Origin of the sequence: Novosphingobium rhizovicinum (assembly GCF_040813635.1) — a bacterium.
In the GTDB taxonomy this organism is placed as follows: domain Bacteria; phylum Pseudomonadota; class Alphaproteobacteria; order Sphingomonadales; family Sphingomonadaceae; genus Novosphingobium; species Novosphingobium rhizovicinum.
In genome coordinates, this window is sequence record NZ_JBFNXR010000022.1 from 33,974 (window position 1) to 55,772 (window position 21,799).

The 21,799-nt window shown below is 63.8% G+C and carries 23 protein-coding genes and 1 tRNA gene; 13 read left to right on the forward strand and 11 right to left on the reverse strand.

What is annotated here, in order from left to right:
* The first annotated feature begins 74 nt into the window (after nucleotides 1-74).
* Genes pabB through ABUH87_RS07980 form a run of 5 tightly spaced genes read left to right on the forward strand, consistent with a single transcriptional unit; the run spans nucleotide 75 to nucleotide 4,923 of the window.
* Entirely contained in the window at nucleotides 75-1,871 is a 1,797-nt protein-coding gene (gene pabB / locus ABUH87_RS07960; RefSeq protein WP_367772278.1) for an aminodeoxychorismate synthase component I, read from the forward strand.
* A complete protein-coding gene (locus ABUH87_RS07965) occupies nucleotides 1,871-3,037 on the forward strand; it encodes a pyridoxal phosphate-dependent aminotransferase (protein WP_367772280.1) in 1,167 nt (388 codons plus the stop codon). The genes pabB and ABUH87_RS07965 overlap by 1 nt, the downstream gene beginning before the upstream one ends.
* The gene (locus tag ABUH87_RS07970; protein ID WP_367772282.1) at nucleotides 3,034-3,711 is read left to right on the forward strand and encodes an RluA family pseudouridine synthase; all 678 of its coding nucleotides are present in this window, start codon (nucleotides 3,034-3,036) and stop codon (nucleotides 3,709-3,711) included. The genes ABUH87_RS07965 and ABUH87_RS07970 overlap by 4 nt, the downstream gene beginning before the upstream one ends.
* A complete protein-coding gene (gene arfB, locus ABUH87_RS07975) occupies nucleotides 3,704-4,114 on the forward strand; it encodes an alternative ribosome rescue aminoacyl-tRNA hydrolase ArfB (RefSeq protein WP_367772284.1) in 411 nt (136 codons plus the stop codon). The genes ABUH87_RS07970 and arfB overlap by 8 nt, the downstream gene beginning before the upstream one ends.
* The gene (locus ABUH87_RS07980; RefSeq protein WP_367772286.1) at nucleotides 4,114-4,923 is read left to right on the forward strand and encodes a helix-turn-helix domain-containing protein; all 810 of its coding nucleotides are present in this window, start codon (nucleotides 4,114-4,116) and stop codon (nucleotides 4,921-4,923) included. The genes arfB and ABUH87_RS07980 overlap by 1 nt, the downstream gene beginning before the upstream one ends.
* Here ABUH87_RS07980 and ABUH87_RS07985 read toward each other — a convergent pair.
* The 6 genes from ABUH87_RS07985 to ABUH87_RS08010 form a co-directional block, all read right to left on the reverse strand.
* Nucleotides 4,886-5,740, reverse strand: a complete 855-nt coding sequence (locus ABUH87_RS07985; RefSeq protein WP_367772292.1) for an alpha/beta hydrolase — start codon at nucleotides 5,738-5,740, stop codon at nucleotides 4,886-4,888. The genes ABUH87_RS07980 and ABUH87_RS07985 overlap by 38 nt on opposite strands.
* Nucleotides 5,737-6,591: an SDR family NAD(P)-dependent oxidoreductase gene (locus ABUH87_RS07990; protein WP_367772294.1), complete on the reverse strand. Its 855-nt coding sequence runs from the start codon at nucleotides 6,589-6,591 to the stop codon at nucleotides 5,737-5,739. Before ABUH87_RS07990 ends, ABUH87_RS07985 begins: the two co-directional genes overlap by 4 nt.
* Before the next feature lies 1 nt (nucleotide 6,592).
* The gene (locus tag ABUH87_RS07995; RefSeq protein WP_367772297.1) at nucleotides 6,593-7,798 is read right to left on the reverse strand and encodes an LLM class flavin-dependent oxidoreductase; all 1,206 of its coding nucleotides are present in this window, start codon (nucleotides 7,796-7,798) and stop codon (nucleotides 6,593-6,595) included.
* 148 nt (nucleotides 7,799-7,946) lie between these two features.
* Entirely contained in the window at nucleotides 7,947-8,264 is a 318-nt protein-coding gene (locus ABUH87_RS08000) for a hypothetical protein (protein WP_367772299.1), read from the reverse strand.
* Complete coding sequence (gene ctaD, locus ABUH87_RS08005) at nucleotides 8,261-10,738, reverse strand: cytochrome c oxidase subunit I (protein ID WP_367772301.1); 2,478 nt, start codon at nucleotides 10,736-10,738, stop codon at nucleotides 8,261-8,263. Before ctaD ends, ABUH87_RS08000 begins: the two co-directional genes overlap by 4 nt.
* The gene (locus tag ABUH87_RS08010; RefSeq protein WP_367772303.1) at nucleotides 10,735-11,532 is read right to left on the reverse strand and encodes a cytochrome c oxidase subunit II; all 798 of its coding nucleotides are present in this window, start codon (nucleotides 11,530-11,532) and stop codon (nucleotides 10,735-10,737) included. The genes ctaD and ABUH87_RS08010 overlap by 4 nt, the downstream gene beginning before the upstream one ends.
* Before the next feature lie 9 nt (nucleotides 11,533-11,541).
* Between ABUH87_RS08010 and ABUH87_RS08015 the strand changes: the two genes are divergently transcribed.
* On the forward strand, nucleotides 11,542-11,937 hold the full coding sequence (locus ABUH87_RS08015; protein ID WP_367772305.1) for a DUF2231 domain-containing protein: 396 nt from the start codon (nucleotides 11,542-11,544) through the stop codon (nucleotides 11,935-11,937).
* Here the strand turns inward: ABUH87_RS08015 and ABUH87_RS08020 are convergent.
* Both ABUH87_RS08020 and ABUH87_RS08025 read right to left on the reverse strand, forming a co-directional pair.
* Nucleotides 11,907-12,407, reverse strand: a complete 501-nt coding sequence (locus ABUH87_RS08020) for a CopD family protein (protein WP_367772307.1) — start codon at nucleotides 12,405-12,407, stop codon at nucleotides 11,907-11,909. The genes ABUH87_RS08015 and ABUH87_RS08020 overlap by 31 nt on opposite strands.
* Nucleotides 12,404-13,237, reverse strand: a complete 834-nt coding sequence (locus tag ABUH87_RS08025; protein WP_367772309.1) for a cytochrome c oxidase assembly protein — start codon at nucleotides 13,235-13,237, stop codon at nucleotides 12,404-12,406. Before ABUH87_RS08025 ends, ABUH87_RS08020 begins: the two co-directional genes overlap by 4 nt.
* A gap of 130 nt (nucleotides 13,238-13,367) precedes the next feature.
* On the opposite strand from ABUH87_RS08025, the gene ABUH87_RS08030 reads away from it, so the two are divergent.
* From ABUH87_RS08030 to ABUH87_RS08050, 5 genes are all read left to right on the forward strand, one after another.
* Nucleotides 13,368-15,110, forward strand: a complete 1,743-nt coding sequence (locus ABUH87_RS08030; RefSeq protein ID WP_367772311.1) for a DEAD/DEAH box helicase — start codon at nucleotides 13,368-13,370, stop codon at nucleotides 15,108-15,110.
* Nucleotides 15,110-15,565, forward strand: a complete 456-nt coding sequence (locus ABUH87_RS08035; RefSeq protein WP_367772405.1) for a YaiI/YqxD family protein — start codon at nucleotides 15,110-15,112, stop codon at nucleotides 15,563-15,565. Before ABUH87_RS08030 ends, ABUH87_RS08035 begins: the two co-directional genes overlap by 1 nt.
* A gap of 52 nt (nucleotides 15,566-15,617) precedes the next feature.
* On the forward strand, nucleotides 15,618-16,079 hold the full coding sequence (locus ABUH87_RS08040) for a GreA/GreB family elongation factor (protein ID WP_367772313.1): 462 nt from the start codon (nucleotides 15,618-15,620) through the stop codon (nucleotides 16,077-16,079).
* A gap of 151 nt (nucleotides 16,080-16,230) precedes the next feature.
* On the forward strand, nucleotides 16,231-16,665 hold the full coding sequence (locus ABUH87_RS08045) for a hypothetical protein (RefSeq protein ID WP_367772315.1): 435 nt from the start codon (nucleotides 16,231-16,233) through the stop codon (nucleotides 16,663-16,665).
* Nucleotides 16,666-16,783: 118 nt separating this feature from the next.
* Nucleotides 16,784-16,857, forward strand: a tRNA-Gly gene (locus ABUH87_RS08050).
* Between the two features lie 331 nt (nucleotides 16,858-17,188).
* On the opposite strand, the gene nudC is transcribed toward ABUH87_RS08050, so the two are convergent.
* Genes nudC through ABUH87_RS08065 form a run of 3 tightly spaced genes read right to left on the reverse strand, consistent with a single transcriptional unit; the run spans nucleotide 17,189 to nucleotide 20,489 of the window.
* The gene (gene nudC / locus ABUH87_RS08055; protein WP_367772317.1) at nucleotides 17,189-18,124 is read right to left on the reverse strand and encodes an NAD(+) diphosphatase; all 936 of its coding nucleotides are present in this window, start codon (nucleotides 18,122-18,124) and stop codon (nucleotides 17,189-17,191) included.
* 2 nt (nucleotides 18,125-18,126) lie between these two features.
* Nucleotides 18,127-19,434, reverse strand: coding sequence for a serine hydrolase domain-containing protein (locus ABUH87_RS08060; protein ID WP_367772324.1), 1,308 nt, complete (start codon nucleotides 19,432-19,434; stop codon nucleotides 18,127-18,129).
* Nucleotides 19,431-20,489, reverse strand: coding sequence for an A/G-specific adenine glycosylase (locus ABUH87_RS08065; protein WP_367772326.1), 1,059 nt, complete (start codon nucleotides 20,487-20,489; stop codon nucleotides 19,431-19,433). Before ABUH87_RS08065 ends, ABUH87_RS08060 begins: the two co-directional genes overlap by 4 nt.
* A 29-nt stretch (nucleotides 20,490-20,518) precedes the next feature.
* On the opposite strand from ABUH87_RS08065, the gene ABUH87_RS08070 reads away from it, so the two are divergent.
* Together ABUH87_RS08070 and ABUH87_RS08075 are read left to right on the forward strand one after the other, a co-directional pair.
* Nucleotides 20,519-21,085 carry a DUF721 domain-containing protein gene (locus ABUH87_RS08070; RefSeq protein WP_367772328.1) on the forward strand — a complete coding sequence of 189 codons (567 nt, stop codon included), beginning with the start codon at nucleotides 20,519-20,521 and terminating at the stop codon, nucleotides 21,083-21,085.
* The gene (locus ABUH87_RS08075; protein WP_367772330.1) at nucleotides 21,082-21,780 is read left to right on the forward strand and encodes a DsbA family protein; all 699 of its coding nucleotides are present in this window, start codon (nucleotides 21,082-21,084) and stop codon (nucleotides 21,778-21,780) included. The genes ABUH87_RS08070 and ABUH87_RS08075 overlap by 4 nt, the downstream gene beginning before the upstream one ends.
* Nucleotides 21,781-21,799 lie beyond the last annotated feature (19 nt).

The following is a 21,799-nucleotide window of genomic DNA, read 5'->3' on the forward strand; positions in this document are numbered from 1 at the left end:
CACCGTGCTTTTCAGCGGCTAAACGCCCGCCAGTGTCGCACCTGCCCATCTCGCCCCTGGATCACACTCCTTTCGTGCTGCTCGACGACGCGCGGCAGGGCGCAACGGCCAGCGCCCGGCTTTACAGGAACCCCAGCGAGGTCGTCATCGCTCGCTGCCCGAAAGACGTACTCCCCGCATTCGAAGCGCTCCGGGATCTTTCGGCACGGGGTTATCACCTTGCGGGCTTCGTCTCCTACGAAGCGGGCATGGCACTCGAACCGAAGCTGGCGCAGGCCCTCCCGGTCCAGCGCGCCAACCCATCTTTGCTGTGGTTCGGAGCGTTCGAAGGCTACGAAGCCGTACCCGCTTCCGCTGTAGAGCCATGGCTCGCCAGCCATTGCGGCAGAACTCCGCCTTCACTCGGCCCGCTCGAGCCAGAAGTCTCGCCTGGTTCCTACATTCGCGCGTTCAGGCACATGCGAGCAGCGATTGAAGCGGGGGATATCTATCAGGTGAACCTCACCTTCCCCCTCTCCGGCCCGTGGCGAGGCGACCCGGTCGCGCTCTATGCGGCCCTTCGTCCGGCCGCAGCGGCCGGTCACGGAGGGATCGTCTACGACGGTTCGCAATGGCTGCTGAGCTTTTCGCCGGAACTGCTGTTCACGCTGGAGGGTGACACTGCAACCGTGCGCCCCATGAAAGGCACGCGACCACGCGGACAAGATCCAGCCGAAGACGCAGCGCTGCGCGATGCCCTGGCGGCAGCCCCGAAGGACCGTGCCGAAAACCTCATGATCGTTGATCTCATGCGCAACGATCTCTCGCGGGTGGCGGTACCTGGGAGTGTTCGCGTGGAACAACCATTCGCAATCGAGTCCTATCCCACCGTGCACCAGATGGTCTCGACCGTCCGCGCGCGGCTCGCCCAGGGGAAGGGAGCACTCGACATCCTGCGCGCACTGTTTCCCTGCGGTTCGGTGACCGGCGCGCCGAAGATCAGAGCCATGGAACTGATCCGGGAAATCGAACATGCCAACCGCGAGGCATACTGCGGCAGCATCGGCAGGATCGATCCCTCTGGCGATGCGGCGTTCAATGTGGCAATCCGCACTTTGCGCCTGACCGTTGAGGGCAAAGCCGCCGGTATTTCCAGCGGCCAGGCGGTGCTGGGCGTCGGGTCTGCGATCGTCGCGGATTCGCAAGCACTTCCTGAATGGCGGGAGTGTCTGGTTAAGGGGGGGTTCGTGCGAAAATCGGGAGAAGGCAGCCCGGCCCGGTTCGACTTGATCGAGACGATGCGCTTCACGCCCGAGGAAGGCATACCCTTACTCGAGTTGCACCTGGAGCGGCTGCGTGACAGCGCGCAGGAACTTGGCTTCACGTTTGACCGCCACGCCTTGCGCAACGCCATCCAGGCGCTGTGCTTCGATGCAGAGCATGCCTCCAGACTGCGGATCGTGGCAGCTCGCAGCGGAGCCTACAGCCTTGAACTGGGCCCCATGCCCGCCGCTCTGCCGGAACAGGTCATATGCGCTGTACTGCCGATGCCGGTGGACGCCGGCGACTGGCGGCTGCGGCACAAGACCACGGACCGCAGCTTCTATGACGCAGGCCTTGCCGCTGCACGGGATGCTGGCGCGCACGAGGCACTTTTCCTGCGGGACGACGGTCTGGTGACGGAAGGTTGCTTCACGAACATCTTTGTCGAGCGGGACGGCGTGTTGCTGACGCCGAGTGCGCGGCTCGGGCTCCTGCCCGGCGTCCTGCGCCGCTCCTTGGTTGAGGCGGGGCGCGCTCGCGAAGCTGAGCTGACCCTCGACGACTTGGCAGCTGGCTTTCTTGTCGGCAACGCCCTTCGCGGGTTGATGCGGGCCCGGCTGTTAACCTGATGCATACGTCCACCGCCCTCTCCCGCATCGCCCCTTCGCAAACGGCTGCGATGACCGACCGCGCCACACAACTACGCGAACAGGGGATCGACATCATCTCGCTATCCGTTGGGGAACCGGACTTTGCGACTCCGCCCCACGTCATTGCGGCGGCAAAGCAGGCGTTGGATCATGGAGATACGCGCTACACGCCGATCGGCGGCACCAGCCGCTTGAAGCAGGCTGCCGCGCTGCACTTCGCCCGTGATCTCGGCATCGAAACGCCTGTTTCGCGTGTCACCGTCAGCGCTGGCGGCAAGCAAGCGATCTTCCATGCGCTGATGGCGACCGTCAGCGAAGGCGAAGAAGTGATCGTGCCCGCCCCTTGGTGGGTGAGCTATCCAGAGATCGTGCGCTTCGCCGGGGGCAAGGTCGTGCCGCTCATCACATCGGCGGCGAATAATTACCTCTTCACGGCGGCAGAGCTGGAGGCCCAGATTGGCCCTCGCACGCAGTGGCTGCTGTTGAACAGCCCAGGCAATCCCACCGGCGCCTGGTACCCGCCCGAGATGCTGCACAGCATCGGTGAGGTGCTGCGTCGCCACCCCCGCGTGATGGTCCTTTCCGACGATATCTATGCGCCGCTCAACTACACCGGCCAAGGGCACGTCACCCTTGCAGCCGAGTGTCCGGACCTGGCAGAGCGAATCCTGACCGTGTCAGGCGTGTCCAAGAGTCACGCCATGACAGGCTTTCGGATAGGGGTCGCTACCGGACCGGAATGGCTGATCCGCAGCATGGAGAAGCTGCAGTCGCACTCATCCGGCAACCCTTGCTCGATCAGCCAGGCCGCTGCGGTGGCGGCATTTGAGGGGCCGCAGGAGTTCCTTGCCGATTGGCGCGAACGTTTCCGCGCCCGGCGGGACATGGTCGTCAGCGCCATCAACGCAGTGCCCGGCCTCAGCACACCAACTCCGCAAGGGGCATTCTACTGCATGGTGGACGCGAGCGCTCACATGGATCGTTTCGCAGACGACTCCGCTCTCGTGTTGCATCTGCTGGAGAACGGCGTAGCCGTGGTACCTGCATCGGCCTTTGGCGGCACCGATGGCTTCCGCATCAGCTTCGCGGCGGACGAAGAAAAACTGCGCCAGGCACTCGAGCGCATCACAAAGGCCCTGTCATGAATACCCCCGCCATTCTCTTCGAGGACGCCGAAGCTCTGGTCATCAACAAGCCGGCAGGGCTGCCGCTGGATCGCCCCCGCGCCGGGGGACGCAGCCTCGAGGATGAACTGGAGGGATTGAAGCTGAACTTCCAGCGCGCCCCAGCTCCGGTACACCGCCTTGATCGCGACACGTCCGGTTGCCTCCTGCTGGCCCGCAACCCGAAGGCCCTGAAGCGCTTTGCTGCCGCATTCGAGGCTCGTACCGTCGAAAAAGTTTACCTCGGCATCGTCGATGGGCGGATTGAGCAGGACGAGGGTACGATCGAGCTGGCGCTTTCGAAAGTCAGCACTGCAAAGGACGGCTGGCGAATGATCCCCGCCCGGAAAGGCAAGCCCGCCGTCACGCACTGGCGCAAGGTAGCCGAACACGCGGGGCGCACCCTGGTTGAATTCAGGCCGGAGACGGGGCGGACACACCAGATCCGGGTTCATGCGGCCAGCGGGCTTGGCGCCGCACTGCTGGGCGATCCCGTTTACGGCGACGGCAAAGGCGCGCCGCGGACGATGCTGCATGCTGCCGTGCTGCGCGTCCCGCGCGACGGCAAGCCCTCCATCATTGCCGCTGCACCCTTCCCGACCGACTTCACCGCTGCAGGCTTCGAACCGGAGCCAACGCCTCCAGACGATGTCTGACGAGCTGATAGAGCGCGCTCAGTCGCTGGCGACGGAGAGCTTCATCGCGGGCTCCGGTCCCGGCGGTCAGAACGTCAACAAGGTCGCGACGGCGGTTCAGCTTCGGCTCGACGTTTATGCCCTGCGGCTGTCTCCTCCCGTCTTCGCCCGCCTGCGCGAACTGGCTGGCAGCCGCATGACGGCGCGAGGTGAACTGGTGATCGCGGCACGCCGCTTCCGGACGCAGGAAGCGAACCGCGCCGACGCGCGAGAGAAGCTTTCCGAACTGCTCACGCAGGCGCAACAGCTCCCCACCAAGCGCGCCAAGAGCCGACTCAACCGCGTTGGCAAGGAACAGCGCCTCAAAGGCAAGAAGCTGCGCGGTTCCGTCAAGGCCGGCCGCGGGAAAGTTGCCTTCGACTGATGCGGTTCATCACCTTACCCCAGCAGGCCGGGCGACATTTGGCCCTGCGTGTGAAGCGCCCGCATGAGCGGCGCAGCCTCTCACGATCGGCGACGCGCGCGCTGGATGTGCTGGAGGTCTTCGGGCAACTGCGCCGTCCGCTGCGCGCTGTCGAGATCGCACGCATGATCGACGTTACTCCGTCCACCATGAACCAGTTACTCAAGACCATGGTGGATTCCGCGCACCTGTTGTTCGACGCGCAGACAAAGACTTACGCGCCCTCTCCGCGCCTGGCCGCCGTGGCGGCCTGGATCGCCGAGACCTACGAGGTCGGCGGAAGCCTCTCCAGCCTGCTCAGCGATGTCAGTGCCACAAGCGGCCTTGTGGCGACCGTGACCACGCCCAACGACCTGTTCATGCAGATCATCGATCTGGCGGGACCCGCAGGAGCCGGTGGCGAGCGGGGGTTGCAGATCTCTCTGTTTGGCTCGGCCATCGGCAGCGCATTCCTTTCCACGCTCAGCGACGCCGAAGTACGCAGGCTGGCCATCCGCGCCCGCATACCGGAGTCCGAGCTCGCGGGCATCTTGAGCGTGCTGGAAGAAATCAGGCAAGCGGGCCACGCGGCGGGGCCGACTACGGGAAGTCCGCTATGGTCTCTTGCCATCCCACTGCCTTCGTCGGTTCTTCGCGGACGCGCTGTGCTGGGAATTGCAGGGCCTGCGGAAGAGATCGAGGCGCGGGCAGACTTCTACTGCGCCACTTTGCGCAGCGCGGTTGAAACGTGGATTAAGCCGGCAGAACCTGCATCAGAAATGCCTGCGTAGCGCAAAGCACGCGCGGAGCTCCGACCAGTTCGCTCCCGCGAACGACGGCTGTGTGCTCCATTCCTTCCTCTTCCACCAAGCTGGCTTGTACTTCCTGAGCGATCAGGCGTTGATGAAACGCCCTGGCATCATCGCGAAGCACTTCCCCCGAGCCGACGCTCATCAGGGTCGGCGGAAAGGCCCGCACTTGCGCGAACAGCGGAGATGCCTCCGGATCGTCGCTCGGCCAGCCTTGCAAGTACAGCGATGATGCCTCCTGCGCTGCGGTCAGCGAGAAGAGGGGATCGCTCGCGCCGTTCGAGTGCAGGCTCTTCGCCGTCAGCGTCAGGTCCAGCCAAGGCGAGTGCAGCACCAACCCCGCGACATTCAGCCCCTCCCGCCGCGCGATCGAAACCGCTGCGGCTGCGAGACCGCCCCCGGCCGAGTCTCCTGAGAGCACGAGCGGACTGCTTTCCTCTTCGCCAATCGCCCGCGCTACGGCGAGACAGTCGTTGAGACCGGCAGGGAACGGGTGCTCAGGGGCCAGACGGTATGCAGGGCAGATCACTTCGACTCCGCATCCTCTGACGAGCGAAACAGCATAAGGCTCCACCGCCTCAGGGCAGCCGATGCGGAAGCCGCCGCCATGCGCGTGCAGGACTCTCCCGCGCGGCTTGCCGTCCGGAACGAAGCGCAGGCAACGCACGCCTGCGATGCTCTCCTCGATGCGGGGCCAGCCCGTGCGCCAGGCTCCCTTGGACGCAGCCGCAACCATTTGCTCTCGGATGGCGGCAAGCTCGGGCGGTGCCGGATAGCCTCTGCGCTCCGGCAGTCTCATGCCTTGGCGTCGTCCACGCCGAGGGTACCCTGAGAAGACACGCGCGGCGTGCCGATGCTGAATCCGCCCTTCGCAAGATATCCGCCGTCTACCGCCAGAGTCTGGCCACTGACGTATGGCGACAGGTCCGAAAGGAAGAAGGCGATCGCACGGGCAATGTCCTCGGTGGAGCCGCGCCGCTGCATCGGGACCAGCGCCATCGCCGCTCGTTCCTGCTCTTCCGGGCCGAGAGGAATGCGCGGCGTGACGATAGCGCCCGGCGCAACGCAGTTCACGCGGATACCATCGGGCGTCCACTCCGCCGCCATCGTTCGTACAAGATTCACGAGCCCGGCCTTGGCGGCTCCGTAGGCTCCGTGGTTCTGCGCTGACCTCAGCCCGTCAACCGAACTGACAGCCACGATCGAGCCGGGCGCCCCACGCGCCAGCAAACTGCGCGCAAGCTCCCGCGCCGCGATGAAGAAGTAGCGCAGGTTGCGGTTATGATCCCGGTCCCATGTCTCGGTCGTCATCTCGGCAAGCTTGCTCCAGCCCGCCATGCCGACAATCGCCGCCATTGCGTCGAGCGGCGCAAACTCGCGCTCGATCCGCTCCATCGCAGCAACGACCTGCGCCTCGTCAGTCACATCGGCGGCAATTGCCCATGCCTTGATCCCCTCCGCGCGAACTGCCTGGCAGACGCGCTCGGCACGTTCCTGTTCCAGATCAAGGAGCGTGAGGTTGCAGCCAAGGCGCGCAAGCAGCCGCGCCGTCGCTTCGCCCATTCCCTGGCCGCCGCCGATGATCAGGACATGGCGGCCCTCCATGCCGAACAGTCGCTCCTCCGTCGACAGCCTGCCCTTGTTTGCCATATCAGACTGCCGCCTCGGGGGTTTTGGACCAGTTCTTCTGGGTCACCGAAAGCTCCGCCTCGCGAATGCCCTTCTCCAGTCCGGCAGCGAGACCGCTGGAGCCACGCTTCTTCAGCTCAGGGATGACCCGCGTGCCGAGCAGTTCGATGGATTTCATGATCGCGTCGTGCGGCAGATAGCCGAAGTTGACGTAGCACAGCAGCTGGTCGACTCCGATTTCTTCATAGCGGAGCAGCTTTTCGAGACACTCCTCCGGCGTGCCGACGATCACCATGTCTTCCCGATCGAACTCGGTGATATCGAACTCACCCTTCGCGCGGGCCGACATGAGGGGGAAGGCTTGGGCCTGCTGCTCCGGCGTGAGGTGCGCCATCTCCCACTTCAGGTGGAACTCGGCGAGGCCCTTGTACCACCACCACATGGACTCCCAGAGGCGATTGGTGGCGAAGTCGTCGCGCGTTTCGGCACAGTGGACGAGAGTGTACACGCCCACTTTATTGGTATGCACGCTGGTGAGCGGAGCAGCTGCCTTTTGCGCTTCCCGATACGTGTCGATCACCTGCTTCAGGCGGGCAATCGGCTGCATGATGCTGAAGCACAGCAGTCCGCAGCCGTTCTCTCCCGCCATCTGGGCGCTGGACTCGGTCGAGGCGGCCATCCAGGCCGGGGGGTGCGGGAACTGATAGGGCTTGGGCGTGACCATCCGCTTCGGGAACTTCAGGAACTCGGAATCCTCCTCGTAATACTCCTGCTCCCACATGCCGACGACTGTGCGGGCCGCCGCTTTCAGCTTCTCCTTGCTGTTCGGAATATCCACTCCGAATGCCTGTTGCTCCATCGGCGTCGAGCGGCCCATGCCCCAGATCGCCCGCCCACGAGACAGCACGTCCACTGTCGCCACCTTCTCGGCCACCCGAGCCGGATGAATGAACTCATGCGGCATCAGCGCAACGCCGAAGCCCAGCTTGATGCGCTCGGTGATCTGCGAGAGTGCGCCCAGCACGACTTCGTTGCAGGGCATGTGGCTGCGGTTTTCGCGAAAATGGTGCTCGACCAGCCAGACCGCCTCGAAGCCGAGCTTATCAGCCAGCACGATCTGCTCGATGTTGTCGCGATAAGCAGCGCGCTCGGCGGTGCGCTGGCCCCACGGGTGCTCACCCGCCCAAGGTTGCGGCACGTCGAATTCGTACAACAGCCCAAGATCCATGACGTCCTTCTCCCGAATTGTCTCTCTGTTCGGGAGGAAGACTACGTTCCGCTATCACACAGCGGCAAGCGGAACCGGGCCAGGACGGCCAAATCCGTATCTACGCAATTTCGTTCGGCTATCCCGCACCGAAGTAGCCCGGCTTTGGCTAGAAACACATCGAGGCAAGGACAACGGGCACGCCGGTGTAGATTGTCGCAACCCAACCGACGACGGCCACCGCCACTGTCAAACGGTTCAGAAACACGGAACCACGCGGGTGGTGTGTGAAGTGCCAGATCATCCAGGCCTGTACCGCCACGAACGCGAGCCAGAGGACAATCAGAAGCGTCCGGCCTAGCTGAAGGGGGCCGATCATTACACGGTCCCAACCGAGCGCGCAGCCAAGGCCCTGCAGGCCATAGATAGCCGAGAAGGCAACGGCCCAGGCAATCAAGCCGGAAATCGCGCGCAACAAGCCCATCATGCTGTGAGCGCCGGAACGTAAATGGCTAGCAGCACGATCGCGGCCGATCCCGCCGCGTAATCGGTCCAGAGCTGCGCGATCCGTAACTCTGCACTGCGTCTGGCAGAGAGAAAACCGGCCCGCGCGCGAAGCACCACGAACACCTGCATCAGCAACGCGATAGCGGCGTGAAACACCGCGTAGGCAAGCAGAACCGCGACCACGGCATTGTACGCATGCTCTGTGGGAGAAGGTGCACCCAGAATCGCCATGGAGAGAGCAGCGATCAGGAGCACCAATCCAATCAGGACCATACCCCCGCCTGCCCCGTTGCCGCGCTGAAGCCTGCGGCTCGCCACTCTGGCACCTATTACCGCAAGTGCGGTTGCCCCGACGCCCGTGACAAGGCTTAGCACCCCCCCGTCGAAAAGTTGCGGCGGCGGCCAGGCTGGCGCGACGGTCCACAGGAACGCATAGCCGAACAGGAGCGAGACGAAGAACGTGCCATCAGCCGTAAGCAGGAAGATGCTGCCCCACCACCCCGGCGGATCCTGCACCTCCGCATGGGTGGGCGCGCTCTGGGCGTGACCGATAGGCAGCGCGCCAACGTCCTCCTTCCGCCCCAGGAGCCAGGCCCAGCGCCACGCCATCGCCACCAGCGCGAGCAACGGCAGCGGCGTGAGCCAGTAGAGCTTGAGCAGCATGAGGAGAAAGAAGGAACCGGTCACCGCTGCCGTCCAGATCGGCAAAGTCGTATTGCCAGGCAGCACGACGATGTGATCGAGTTTGCCGCTGCTTGTCCCGACAGCCAACGTCTCGCGCCAGCCATTGCGCGGTTCGCCAAGGTATCCCTCACCCCGCGCCAGCGACAGCGCAAGATCGGGACGATCGTGAAGCGGCTCACGCCCTTCCACATGGGGGATACTGGCAATGTTATAGCTCGGCGGGGGCATGGTCATTCCCCACTCAAGCGTTCCCGCTGACCAAGGGTTCCGCTTGCTCTTCGGAGCGTGGAAAAACTGAAGCAGGATGTCGATGAGGAACAGTCCGATGCCGAAGGCGAGGATGAACCCGCCGATGGACGAGACCAGGTTGTATGCAGTCCACCCGATCTCTGCCGGATAGGTTTCGATCCGGCGTGCCTGCCCCAGCAAGCCAACGATGTGCATCTGCAGGAATGTCAGGTTGAAACCGATCAGGATGAGCCAGAAGGCGCTCACCCCGAGCCGATACTGGTACTGCCGCCCGGTGAAGTGGGCGAGCCAGTAGTAGGCCGCCGCCAGCATCGGAAACACGAAGCCGCCGAACAGGACGTAGTGCAGGTGCGCAGTGACGAAGGCGCTGTCATGCGCCTGCCAGTCGAACGGCACCACCGCCACCATGACACCCGTGAGCCCGCCCATGACGAAGACAATGAAGAAGCCGATCAGATAGAGCATTGGCATCTTCATCTGCGGCCGTCCGGCCCACAGGGTGCCCAGCCACGCAAAAATCTGCACGCCTGTCGGGATCGCCACCAGGGTCGACGCGGCCGAGAAGAACGCGAGCGCCATGTGGGGAATGCCCACAGTGAACATGTGGTGGACCCACAAGCCAAAGCTCAGAAACCCGAGTGCGATCACCGCCCCGACGATCCACCCGTAGCCGAGGATGGCCGTGCGTGCCATGACCGGCAGGATGGTCGAGACGGCGCCCGCTGCGGGCAGGAATATGATGTAGACTTCCGGGTGCCCGAAGAGCCAGAACAAGTGCTGCCAAAGCAGAGAATCCCCACCGCGGGTGACATCGAAGAATGGCCAGCCAAAGGCGCGCTCCAGCTCCAGAAGAATAGAGCCGAGGATGAGCGGCGGAAAACCCACCAGCATCATCATGGTCGTAACCAGCATGTACCACGCAAACAGCGGCATCTTGTCGAGCGACATGCCCGGCGCGCGCATCTTCAGGATGGTGACCACGATGTCGACCGCAGTCACGATGGCGGAGATCTCCACGAAGGTGATGCCCAGCAGCCAGAAATCGGAATTGATCCCCGGCGAATAGGGCTTGGACGACAAGGGCGTGTACATGAACCAGCCCGCGTCCGGCGCAAGGCCGGCAAGCATCGCCACAAGCAGCATCGATCCGCCGAACAGATAGCACCACCAGCCGTAAGCGGTCAGGCGCGGAAACGCGAAATCGCGCGTGCCCAGCATCTTGGGCAGCATGTAGATTGCGAATCCCTCGAACATGGGGATCGCGAACAGGAACATCATGATGCTTCCGTGCATCGTGAAAAGCTGCGCGTAAGCCTCAGGGCCCACGAACGCGCTGTGCGGCGTCGCAAGCTGCGCGCGGATCAGCATGGCCAATACGCCGCCGATCAGGAAAAACGCGAAGGCCGTCACCATGAGGCGGATGCCCAGCGTGCTGTGATTCACGCTGCAGACTGTGCCGCGCCAGCCCCTGGGCGTACCCCATATCGCCTCGAACGCGCGGTGAAGCCGCAGCGCCTTCATGCACCTTCTCCCGCCAGGAACCGAGCCCATCCGGCTTCATCATGCACTACAACTCTGAAGGAGTGCCGGGCATGGCCGATGCCGCAATACTCCGCACAAATCCCGGGGTGAGTGCCAGGTGCGCCAGCTTCTATGCGCAGGACATTCCGGTGCCCCGGTATGGCATCCATCTTTCCCGCCAGTCTCGGCACCCAGAAGGCATGGATCACGTCCTGCGTGGTCAGAACCACGTCGACAGGGCGTCCGGCAGGAATATGGAGCACGCCCGGTGTGCTGAGCACGCTACCGTCCGCGCGGCGATGGTGGAAAGTCCATTGCCATCGGCTGCTCCGGGCTTCCACTTCGACCACGTCGGGGCCGGAGCGCGGCAGCAAACGCTCACCAATGACCAGTCCGTAAGCAAGCAGCATCAGCAGGACGACCGTGGGGAAAATCAGGCCTCCACCCACGATCCAGGTGCGAGCAGAAACGGTTCCGTCGCCCCGCCGCACAAACGCCCATGCCAACAACCCGCCAACCAGCAGGAAAATCGCCGCCGCGCCGGCGAGCATCGCCCACCAGATCGAATTGATCGCCTCGGCCGATGGTCCTGCCGGGTCCATTGTGGAAAGCGGACCCGAGCAGCCGGAAAGAAATCCGCCGCCCAGCGTTATGGTCGTAATTGCGAGGAAAACGGAAGGGCCACGATGCAGGCGCACGAGAAACGAGAGAACCAGCTTACCGATCCGATCAGCAGCAATCCCAAGTTCGATCAGGCGGAGTCCCGCATCGCGATCGCAGGCCATCCGGTTCATGCGATGCTGGTGTCCTTTCCCATTGCGCTGACGGCCTGTGCGCTGGGCGCAGACCTCTTCTACTGGGCCACGGGTGACATCTTCTGGGCCCGCGCCGCGCTCTGGGCTTCGGGCATGGCATTCCTCATGGGACTGCTTGCGGGTCTCTCCGGTACGATCGAACTGCTCACCGTTCCCGGCATTCGCGCCCGGGCCGCGAGCTGGACGCATTTCATCGTCGCAATCACGCTTTTGGCGATGCTGGGCGCAAACTGGGGCTACCGCCTCTACGGGTACGAGGAAGCGCTGCTGCCGTTCGGACTGCTGCTGTCGGCTCTGGCCACCGCCTTTGCGGCCTTCGCGGGGTGGCATGGCGGAAAGCTGGTGTTCGACTATCAAGTCGGCACCTCATCCAGCGGAAGTTGAATCTCGCGTGGTGAGTGAAGCCAGTTCGGGACAAGATCCTCTCCCAGATCTGGCTTGCTCAGCACGACCAACAGGATCGCTCCCAGCAGAGTGATCGCGGGAAGAAGGAAAAACGCCGGGTGCGGCGGCTGGCGCTCATTCGTATGCTCGCCCATCCCCACTACGACCGTACCGATGGCGGCATGCAGCGCGACCAGCCCGCCCACCAGCACAAGCTTTGCGAACATCCACGGGACGAAAACCTCGCGCAGAAAGATCAGCCCGGTGCCAGCCGCGACCGCGAGAACAGCCGCGGGCGTCAGCAGGTGCGTGTATCCGTAGTGGCTGAAGCGCCGCACCCGGGCGTATTCCTGCTGCTGATCGCCGGACATGTGCCGCGCAAGCAGAAGCGGCAGGGCGATCAGACCTGCTCCCCACAACGCAATGCCGATGATGTGAATTCCCTTCACGATGCCGATTGCCAGCATCATGAGACGGCCTGCGCCAGATTTCGGCTCCAGGCATTCCGCGCCATCAACGCCGCGATGAGCAGATAAGGCAGCATGGCCGGCACCCACATAATAAGTCCTGCAAGCTGCTGGTCCTGAAGGGGTGTCAGGCCAAACGACAAGGGCGCGGTCCAGTGGTGCGGGTAGAGCGCCCTCGGCGCGAAGGTCAAAAGCGCGCCAAGCAGCCCCATTTGCCCCACGGCCGCGGACACTGTCAGCAAGGCGGCTGGCAGCACAGCGCTCACCGCAAATACGGACCGCCAGAACCACACTGCTGTAGCAAGCAGCGACACCTGCATGACCCAGTAGAGCGCAAGGTCGTTCAGTGCGGCGGTGTAGAGCTGCGGGGCATGCCACAACCAGAGGACCAGCGACGACACCGCGAACGGGAAGGCCATCCCCCGTTCACTCCGCGCAGGCAAAGCCCACGCCAGCAAAGGCGCCGCGACGGCGACGAGCAGGACATGATGCACGATCCGGGCCGAGAACAAGGCGCTACTCAATGCGCAGAGCGGAGAGACGAACGCGACGAAAAGCACGAAGATGCCCGCTCCCGCCGCGGCTCTCCGGTCGGCCCTTGCAAACCTGGCGGACACCATGGCGAGCAGCAGGAGCACGCCAATCAGCAGGGGATCGAAGTTCCAGTGCGCGATCCACTCCGCTCCCAGCGGCGCGGGCCCGCAGTATGGCACGTTCAGTGCGATCCCCTCCATACGCCCGAATTCCAGCTTTCCCGATTGTTCCCTGACATCCTTAACGACTTTCGCGAGTTCCCGTTCCGAAGCTGTCTCGCGGATAACGCGGGCCGCCATCGAAGCTCTGGCCGGGCCACGGACTCGCGGCCATCCATGCTATTGAATTTTTACGTTCATGCGCCTATCTGCAGACGCTTCGGCGTATGCGAGCCCGCCTTTTGAGGCGAGCCATCTACAAGCAAGAGCCATGACCTTCAAAACTTACTCCCCGCTTCTTTCCGAAGCGCTTGCCGCACGCGGCTATTCCGCACCCACCCCCGTCCAGGCTGCCGTCCTCGAACCTGAGGCGGCAGGACGAGATCTTGTCGTGTCGGCCCAGACCGGCTCTGGCAAAACGGTAGCATTCGGCCTGACGATGGCGCCGCAGCTGCTGGACGAAAATGGCAAGCCGCTGCCGGCCCGTTCGCCTCGCGCCCTGATCATCGCGCCCACCCGTGAGCTCGCCTTGCAGGTGAGCCGCGAGCTGTCATGGCTGTACGAGACGAGCGGGATCCGCGTGGCAACCTGCGTGGGCGGCATGAACCCCTCGGTCGAACGCCGGGCACTGAGCCAAGGTGCGCAGATCGTCGTCGGCACCCCCGGACGCCTGCGCGACCATCTCGAACGCGGCGCGCTGGAGTTGAGCGCGCTTGCCGTGGTGGTGCTCGACGAAGCCGACGAGATGCTCGACATGGGCTTCCGCGAGGATCTTGAGGAGCTGCTGGACGCAACGCCGGAAGGACGGCGCACTCTGCTGTTCTCGGCAACCATGCCCAAGCCGATTGTCGCGCTGGCCCGCCGCTATCAGCGCGATGCGATGCGCATATCGACGGTCGGCGAAGATCGCGGCCATGGTGACATCAGCTACCAGGCCATGGCAGTCGCCCCTGCCGACATCGAGCGGGTCGTCGTCAATCTCCTGCGTCTGCACGAGGCTGAAACGGCGATCCTGTTCTGTGCCACCCGCGATAACGTCCGGCATCTTTACGCAAACCTGACGGAACGCGGTTTCGCGGTGGTCGCGCTCTCGGGCGAGCACAGCCAGAACGAACGCAACCAGGCGCTTCAAGCCTTGCGCGACCGCCGTGCGCGAGTCTGCGTGGCGACCGACGTTGCCGCCAGAGGCATCGATCTTCCCAGCCTGACGCTGGTGATCCATGTCGAGATTCCGCGCGATGCCGAAACGCTTCAGCATCGGTCCGGACGGACCGGGCGAGCGGGCAAGAAGGGAACGGCAGTCCTGCTGGTCCCCTATCCTCGCCGGCGCAGAGTGGAAGGGATGCTCCGTTCTGCCCGCATCGCGGCCGAGTGGAAGGCGGCGCCTACCGCAGAGGAAATTCACGCCGCCGATAACGAGAGGCTGCTCACCGCCCTGCTCGCTCCGGTCGAGCAGGAAGAAGCGGACCAGACGCTGGTCGCTCGGCTGCTTGCAGAACGCAGCGCAGAGGAAATCGCCACCGCGCTCGTTCAGGCACACCGCGCAAGACTGCCACAGCCAGAGGAACTCCTGACGGCAGAGCCGGCCCCCAGGACTCCGCGCGAAGGTTTTGAACAGAGCGCCTGGTTCCGCCTCAACATCGGCCGCAGCCAGAACGCCGATCCGCGATGGATCCTGCCGCTTCTGTGCCGTCGCGGCCATCTCAGCCGGGGTGAGATCGGCGCTATTCGCATCGCTGCGCGGGAAACGCTGTTCGAAGTCCCCGGACAAGTGGCGGAGCGCTTCATGGCTGCCGTACGCCGTACTGCGACCGACGAGGACGACGGTGTGGAGATCGTGGCTGTCGAAGGGCCGCCCCGCGCTGAGGCGAAGCGCAATCGCCGGGAACAGGGAGGCTCCCACAGGGCCCGCCAACCGCGGCAGGACGGCCGCGGCCCCAAGGGCCCGGGCGACAGAGCGCATGCCAAGCCCTTCCATAAGAAGCGGCCTTCGCCAGGGCGTCCGGAGCGGTGATCCGCATCCTTGTGGACGCCGACGCCTGTCCGGTAAAGGAAGAGATCTACAAGGTCGCGGGCCGTCACGGCGCGAGTGTGGCAATCGTCAGCAACAGCCCGATCCGCACTCCGGCGCACTCCTGGATTGAACGCGTGATCGTGTCTGATGGCTTCGACGCAGCGGATAACTGGATCGCGGAGCATGCAGGGCCGGAGACCATCTGCATCACCGCCGACATCCTGCTGGCCGATCGCTGCCTGAAGGCCGGTGCGGCGGCGGTTGTTGCGCCGAACGGCAAGCCGTTCACGCTCAGCTCGATCGGTAGCGCCATTGCCATGAGGGCGATCATGGCGGATCTTCGGGCGGGCGGAGACGCGATTGGCGGACCGCCGCCGTTCAGCAAGAACGATCGCTCGCGCTTCCTGTCCGCTCTCGACGAGGCGATCGTGCGCGCGAAGAAAGGGCAGAAGTGAACGGTGGCAACAGCCTGAACACGCCTGGCGCTCTGACACGGAAGCCGGAACAGTGAGCGTCGCGTTTCGGCGCGAGAGTGACGACGAGCACCTCGAGCCCAAGTTCGAGATCCCGATACCACCCGGCCCCAACCTGGTAACGGCCCGCGGGCGGCACCTCATCGATAAGCGGGTGGCTGCACTGGAAGCGCTACTGGAGCAAGGGGGCGATGAAACCACGATCAACGCTGCCAAGCGTGATCTGCGTTACTGGCAAACGCGCCAGATCACCGCGGAGCTTGCGCCCGTTCCGGATGGCACAACAGTTGAGTTTGGCACCACCGTCAGTTTCCGGCTCGACGGCAAACTGCGCACGGTGACTATTGTGGGGCACGACGAAGCCGACCCCGCAGAGGGCCTCATTGCCTTCACCGCACCGCTAAGCCGCGCCCTCATCGGCGCTGAGCCTGGCGAGATTCTGGCGTTCGGCAACCGCGAGGACGCTATCGAAGTTGTGACTGTCGCCGCAGCCTGAAGGTCCGCGGCCAGCTACGCAGGCGGCGCGATGCCGCTTGCTTCCCACGCGAATGACGCGATACATGAACTCGCGTGGTCACCTCCTCATCAGAGGCGCACCACGCCGATGCAGGGCTCCCGAAAGAGGCGCCCCATATAGGGAGAGCGACATGGCGAACGAGATGCCCGAATCCACCGAGTTCAACGGGCTTACTCGCAAGGTTATCGAGTACAGTGAGGCATTTGCGGCGCTGGTCGAGAAAGCGAAGAACGGCCCTCTGACAGAAGCGGACTGGCAGCCAATCGAGCGCCTTGTGAATGTCGACGCCTACAAGCGCGTAGGCGTGTTCCTGGGACCGCAGGCTGAGGTCATCGATTGGCCCACATACCGGCACTACGTCTCCCAATACGCAGCCGGCAGTTCCTGGGAAGGTACGCTGAGGCACGTGACGGAACAGCCAGGCCGCGTCATCCTTGAACTTGAGGAACGCAATTCGCGCGACGGCCTTACAGATGTATCGAACACCGTCACCATTTACGAGTTCGATCAGGCAGAGAAGCTACGCCAACTCGATGTCTATGTCATGCCCCTGGAAAAACGCTGAGAGATCAAGCCGCCGCAACAGGACCGGTCGCGTTCCAGTTGCGAGCAGCCCACGAATCTGGCAGGGACCACTTACCGTCCGCATCGGCTCCGCATCGTCAGCGACCGAGAGCGGCTCTGCGGGTGTAGCTCAATGGTAGAGCAGAAGCTTCCCAAGCTTACGACGAGGGTTCGATTCCCTTCACCCGCTCCAGCACTCACTGCGGTGGCTGGCGAGATATACGTCTTGGAGCACTTTTACGATAACCCTCGTTGATTCGGGTGAAGTTGCTCGGTTCCCCAGGGTGTAAGCGACTGAACTGGCTCGCGATGCGCTCGACGCTGGGCTCGACGGCTCGCTCCTGCTCCTCGAGATTGGAGAACTCCATTTCGATTGGATCCTTGTAGAGCGGAAGCTAACCCAATCGCAAAATCCTGCGGTTCGCTATGATCAAGCCGCCAGCACATCGTCGGCTCGTCGCGAAGGCGCGCCATGGATCACCCGAGCGTTCACCGAAATGTCAGCGATTCATCCTGAATGTGCTCTAGCACACCTCAGGCACGGCAGCTTGGCGGTCGCTCCACCAGCGAAGGAGCGTGTGCGCGACAGCAGTTGAAGGCGGGGCGCCGAAGGCACGGCCGCTCTCGCCTTTACTGCTCGCTCCCAGTGCGTCCACGACTTCGGCCAAGGTGAACCAGCGCGCATCCTCCAATTCGGTGCGGTCGATTGTGATGGCCGGATCGCTCGCGTGGGCGTGACATCCGATCATCAAGGATGATGGAAATGGCCACGGCTGGCTGACGACATACGTGACGTCTCGCACGCGCACGCCAGCCTCTTCGAAGACCTCGCGCGCGACAGCCTCCTCGATCGTCTCACCGGCCTCCACAAAGCCGGCCAGCGCGGAGTAACGCCCCGCGGGGAAGCGCGGCTGCCTGCCAAGAAGAACCCTGCCCTCATGCTCCACCAGCATGATCGTGACAGGATCGACCCGCGGGAAATGCTCGGCTCGACAGTCGTCATTGAGGCACGTCCTTTGCCACCCTCCTTTGACGATCTGGGACGAATGACCACAGACGGCGCAGAACTGGTGACGCGCGTGCCAGCTAACCAGCGCACGCGCCATTCCATAAGTTGCGAGGTCCTCAGCCGTAAGCACTGCCATGGCATTCCAGCTGGCGGGACCCGTTGCCGATGATCCTCGAAGCTCGGGCGGCACAACGGCGAAACAAGCGGCATTGTCGTTGCCTGTGTCCAATCCGAGAAAGATGAGCTCTGCTTGCTCAGGAAACTCAGCGGCTACACTCCAGACAAGCGACCCGTTGCCGTCCAGCACCGGGTCCAGACCATCAAGACACAGCAAGCGGCCTCCCTTGTCCCGGAGCGCTGCGATGGCAGCCGGATCGGAACGCAGATGATCCGCACGATCTATAGGCGAACCGCTGAATGCGATGGGTGCTGTCTGATGGATGACTGTCATTCCTACGCTTTCTGAAGCAACGCCATAACGTCTGCTTTCAGCGCGGCCTGGAACTCAGGCAGCAGGTTCAGCGCCGTGGGCGGCATGAACTGGGCGAAGATCTGCGAGCGGAAGCCGTGGATCATATCGACCATCGCCACCGTGCCGGCTGCGCCTGCCCAACCGAAGACACCTGCCTCATCGCCGAGGCCGACCCGCCCCCCTGCACCGAAGGCGCTCACTGGTCCCATGATGCTGGGGCCGGGCACTCCGGGCGGCAGCAGATTGGACGTGCCAAGCCGCACGGCTTCCTCAGCAAGGACGCGCTTGCCGTCGATCTCGCCGAATTGCGCCAGGACGCGCAGGAACCGGTCATAATCACGGGGGCTACTGACAAGCCCTGCTCCGCCGAACGGGAATGCCGGCTCGTCCAGGTAGATCGATTGCGCACCTTCATCGATCGGCACGAATATGCCCTTCAGGATGCCATAGTTCGTCGTGAGACGGTCCGCGTCGGATGGTGCCACCTGGAACCCGGTGTCATTCATTCCGGCGGGCTTGAAGATCGTGTCCTGAAGGTAAACGTCGAAGGGCTTGCCCGAAACCACCTCGATAACACGACCCATGAGGTCCAGACCCATGGAGTAACTCCAACGCGTTCCCGGGTCGTAGACCAACGGGATTTGCGCCAGGCGATCCGCGAAGACATCCAGCCCCTTAACAGGTTGAGAGCGAAAGAGGCCCGGCACAGGCAGGCGCGTGACCTGCCCCGCGACAAGCCCCTTCTCCACCATCAGTTCGGCTATCGGCCCCTTCTGGATGATGGAATACCCGATGCCGGAGGTATGCGTAAGAAGCTGGCGGATTGTGATCGGTTGAGCGGCGGGATGCAGCGCCGTGAGCGAACCGTCGTACGTGTCCTGCACCTGCATATGCCGGAACTGCGGCAGGATCTCGTACAGCGGCTGATCCAGAGCCATCTTTCCTTCCGCAATCAGCTGCATCGCGGCCATTCCGGTCACGGGCTTGGTCATGGAGTAGACACGGAACAGGCTGTCCGGCGTCACGGGATCCAGGTCGGTGAACCCTTCGCTGCCACGGGCGACGAACTGCGCTTCCCGGCCCGGGAGGCCGAGCGAAGCAACAAGCCCGGGGAATTTGCCCGGCCCGACCCATTTCTCTACCACCGCCTTCACATGCGGCATGATGCTCGGCTGCTCGGCTGCACGCAGCAGGCCGGGCATCATGGTTCCCAGCCCTGCAAGGGCGCCGAGCGAGAGCAGAGTACGCCGGTCCAGCGCGGACTCCAGTTGGCTCAATCGTCTATTCAACCCACTTCTCCCGCTTCAGCGAGCGCAAGGCGCGCCGCCTTAGCGAAAAGCGTCGGCAGTCCTGCATCGTCGATGCTGTCGAGCGGCCACCATTCGCCTTCGCTTGCGGTGAGACTAGACCAATCGTCGCCTTCGTAAACTGCCAGATGCAGGTCCAGCCCGAAGTGGGTGAAGCCGTGGGCCACCACGCCGCCGGGCTGCCAAGGCCCCATCAGCGGTGGCGTACCGTTTCCGTTCGCCCTCGCGCTCCAGCCGTCGTCAGGCAGAGCACGCATGCCGCCCAGCATCCCCTTGCCTGGACGGCGAACCAGCCAGACCGCACCATCCCGCTCGATCCAGAAAGCCTTTCCCGCCCGCTGGGGGCGCGCCTTCTTGGGAGCTTTCACGGGGAACTGCTCAGGCTCCGCATGTAAGCGCGCGAGGCAAGACGCCGAGAGAGGGCACAGCAGACATCGCGGCGCACGCGGCGTGCAGATCGTGGCGCCCAGGTCCATCATGGCCTGAGCGAAGTCTCCAGCGCGCTCACTGGGCGTGATCGTGTCCGTGTGACGGCGGATCGCCACCCGTGCACCGGGCAATGGAGCGGCTACGGCAAAGAGCCGGGAAACCACACGCTCTACGTTCGCATCGACAACCACTGCTCTTTGCCCAAACGCGATCGCGGCCACGGCTGCAGCCGTGTATGCGCCTAGTCCCGGCAGCGCTCGCAATTCGAGTTCGTCGGCCGGGAAGGTACCGCCGCGTCCTGCCACCTCCTTGGCGCAGGCCAGAAGATTACGGGCACGCGCATAGTAGCCCAGCCCCGCCCACGCGGCCATCACCTCCCCCTCGTCCGCGGCAGCGAGCGCCTCGACCGAAGGCCAGCGCCGGACAAACTCGGCAAAATAGCTCTTCACCGCCGCCACCGTGGTCTGCTGGAGCATGACCTCCGATAGCCAGACGCGGTAGGGGTCAGGCGCCGCGCAGCCGGGGCGGGCGCGCCAGGGCAGATCGCGTGCGTGAACGTCATACCAGCCGAGCAACGCGCGTGCGACATCTTGCGAACTGGCATCCATCGCGCCGCTATGGCATTGGCGGACGGGTAATGGAACGGGTCGGAAACTTGGCAGAGGGCAAAGCGGGCAAGAGCGCCACTAGCAAGACCACAAGCCCCAAGCGCTACGAACGGCCGCGTGGGGGCCAGGCTCGCGCGATATCCGATCTGATGCCGGAAGTCGGCCGCACAGCGTTTCGGCGCTTCGGGTTTGTTCAGTCCAGCGTGGTCACCCGCTGGCCCGAGATCGTCGGCGCCAGGCATGCACGAATCTGCACGCCCGAATCGATCCGCTTCCCTCCCGGCGAAAGGCACGACGGGATCCTGCAACTCGTTGTCGTGCCCGCCCATGCGCCGCTGATCCAGCACGTGATCCCCGAGATCATCGAACGCGTGAACCGATTCTTCGGCTACAATGCGGTGGCCAGAATCAAGATACGGCAGGGAGAGGTTAAGGCCCCTGCCCCGGCTTCGAAGTCCAAGGCGCCCCCCTCCCTCAAGCCGGTGCCGATCGAGCTTGGCGATTCGCTGCGCGACATCGGCGATCCGGAGCTGAGAGCGGTCCTGGAGTCACTGGCGCGCAGTATGGCGGCTGCAAACGACAAGGACGTGACGTGATACCCAGACCCGTTCGCATCATCCCCGTTCGCATCATCGCGCTGCTTGCCCTCGCTTCCCTGAGCATTGCGGCATCGCCTCCGCATCCGAACTGGAACGCTACCGTCACTCAGGGCCCCGACCAGGCCTACACCCTCGGCAACCCAGATGCGAAGGTGAAGCTGACGGAGTACGTAAGCTACACGTGCCCCCATTGCGGTGACTTCCACAAGAAGGCGGATACCGTTCTGCGGCTGACCTATATCCCGCAAGGCAAGCTGTCGGTCACAGTCCAACAGGTACTCCGTAATCCCGTGGACCTGACGGTGGCCATGCTGACCAACTGCGGCGATCCGAAGCTGTTCTTCGCGCGCCACAACGGCTTCATGGGGACGCAGGATCAGTGGTTGTCCAAGCTGAACAGCTTCAGCGCCGCACAAACCGCCCGCTGGTCAAATGGCCCGGTGCCAACCCGCCTGCGCGCGATCGCCGCGGACTTCGACTTCTACAAAATCATGAGCCGGTGGAACTACTCTCGGACCCAGGTGGATCAATGCCTTGCGGATGCGGCCGTAATGAAGGCGGTCACCGGTCAGACGCAAGCGGCCATGGCGGCAGGAGTGCAAGGGACGCCGAGCTTTGCGCTCAACGGTGAGCTGCTCACCGACACCCACGATTGGGAAGCACTCGCCAAGCAAATCGACGAGAAACTTTGATATGGTTTCAGGTTCAGGC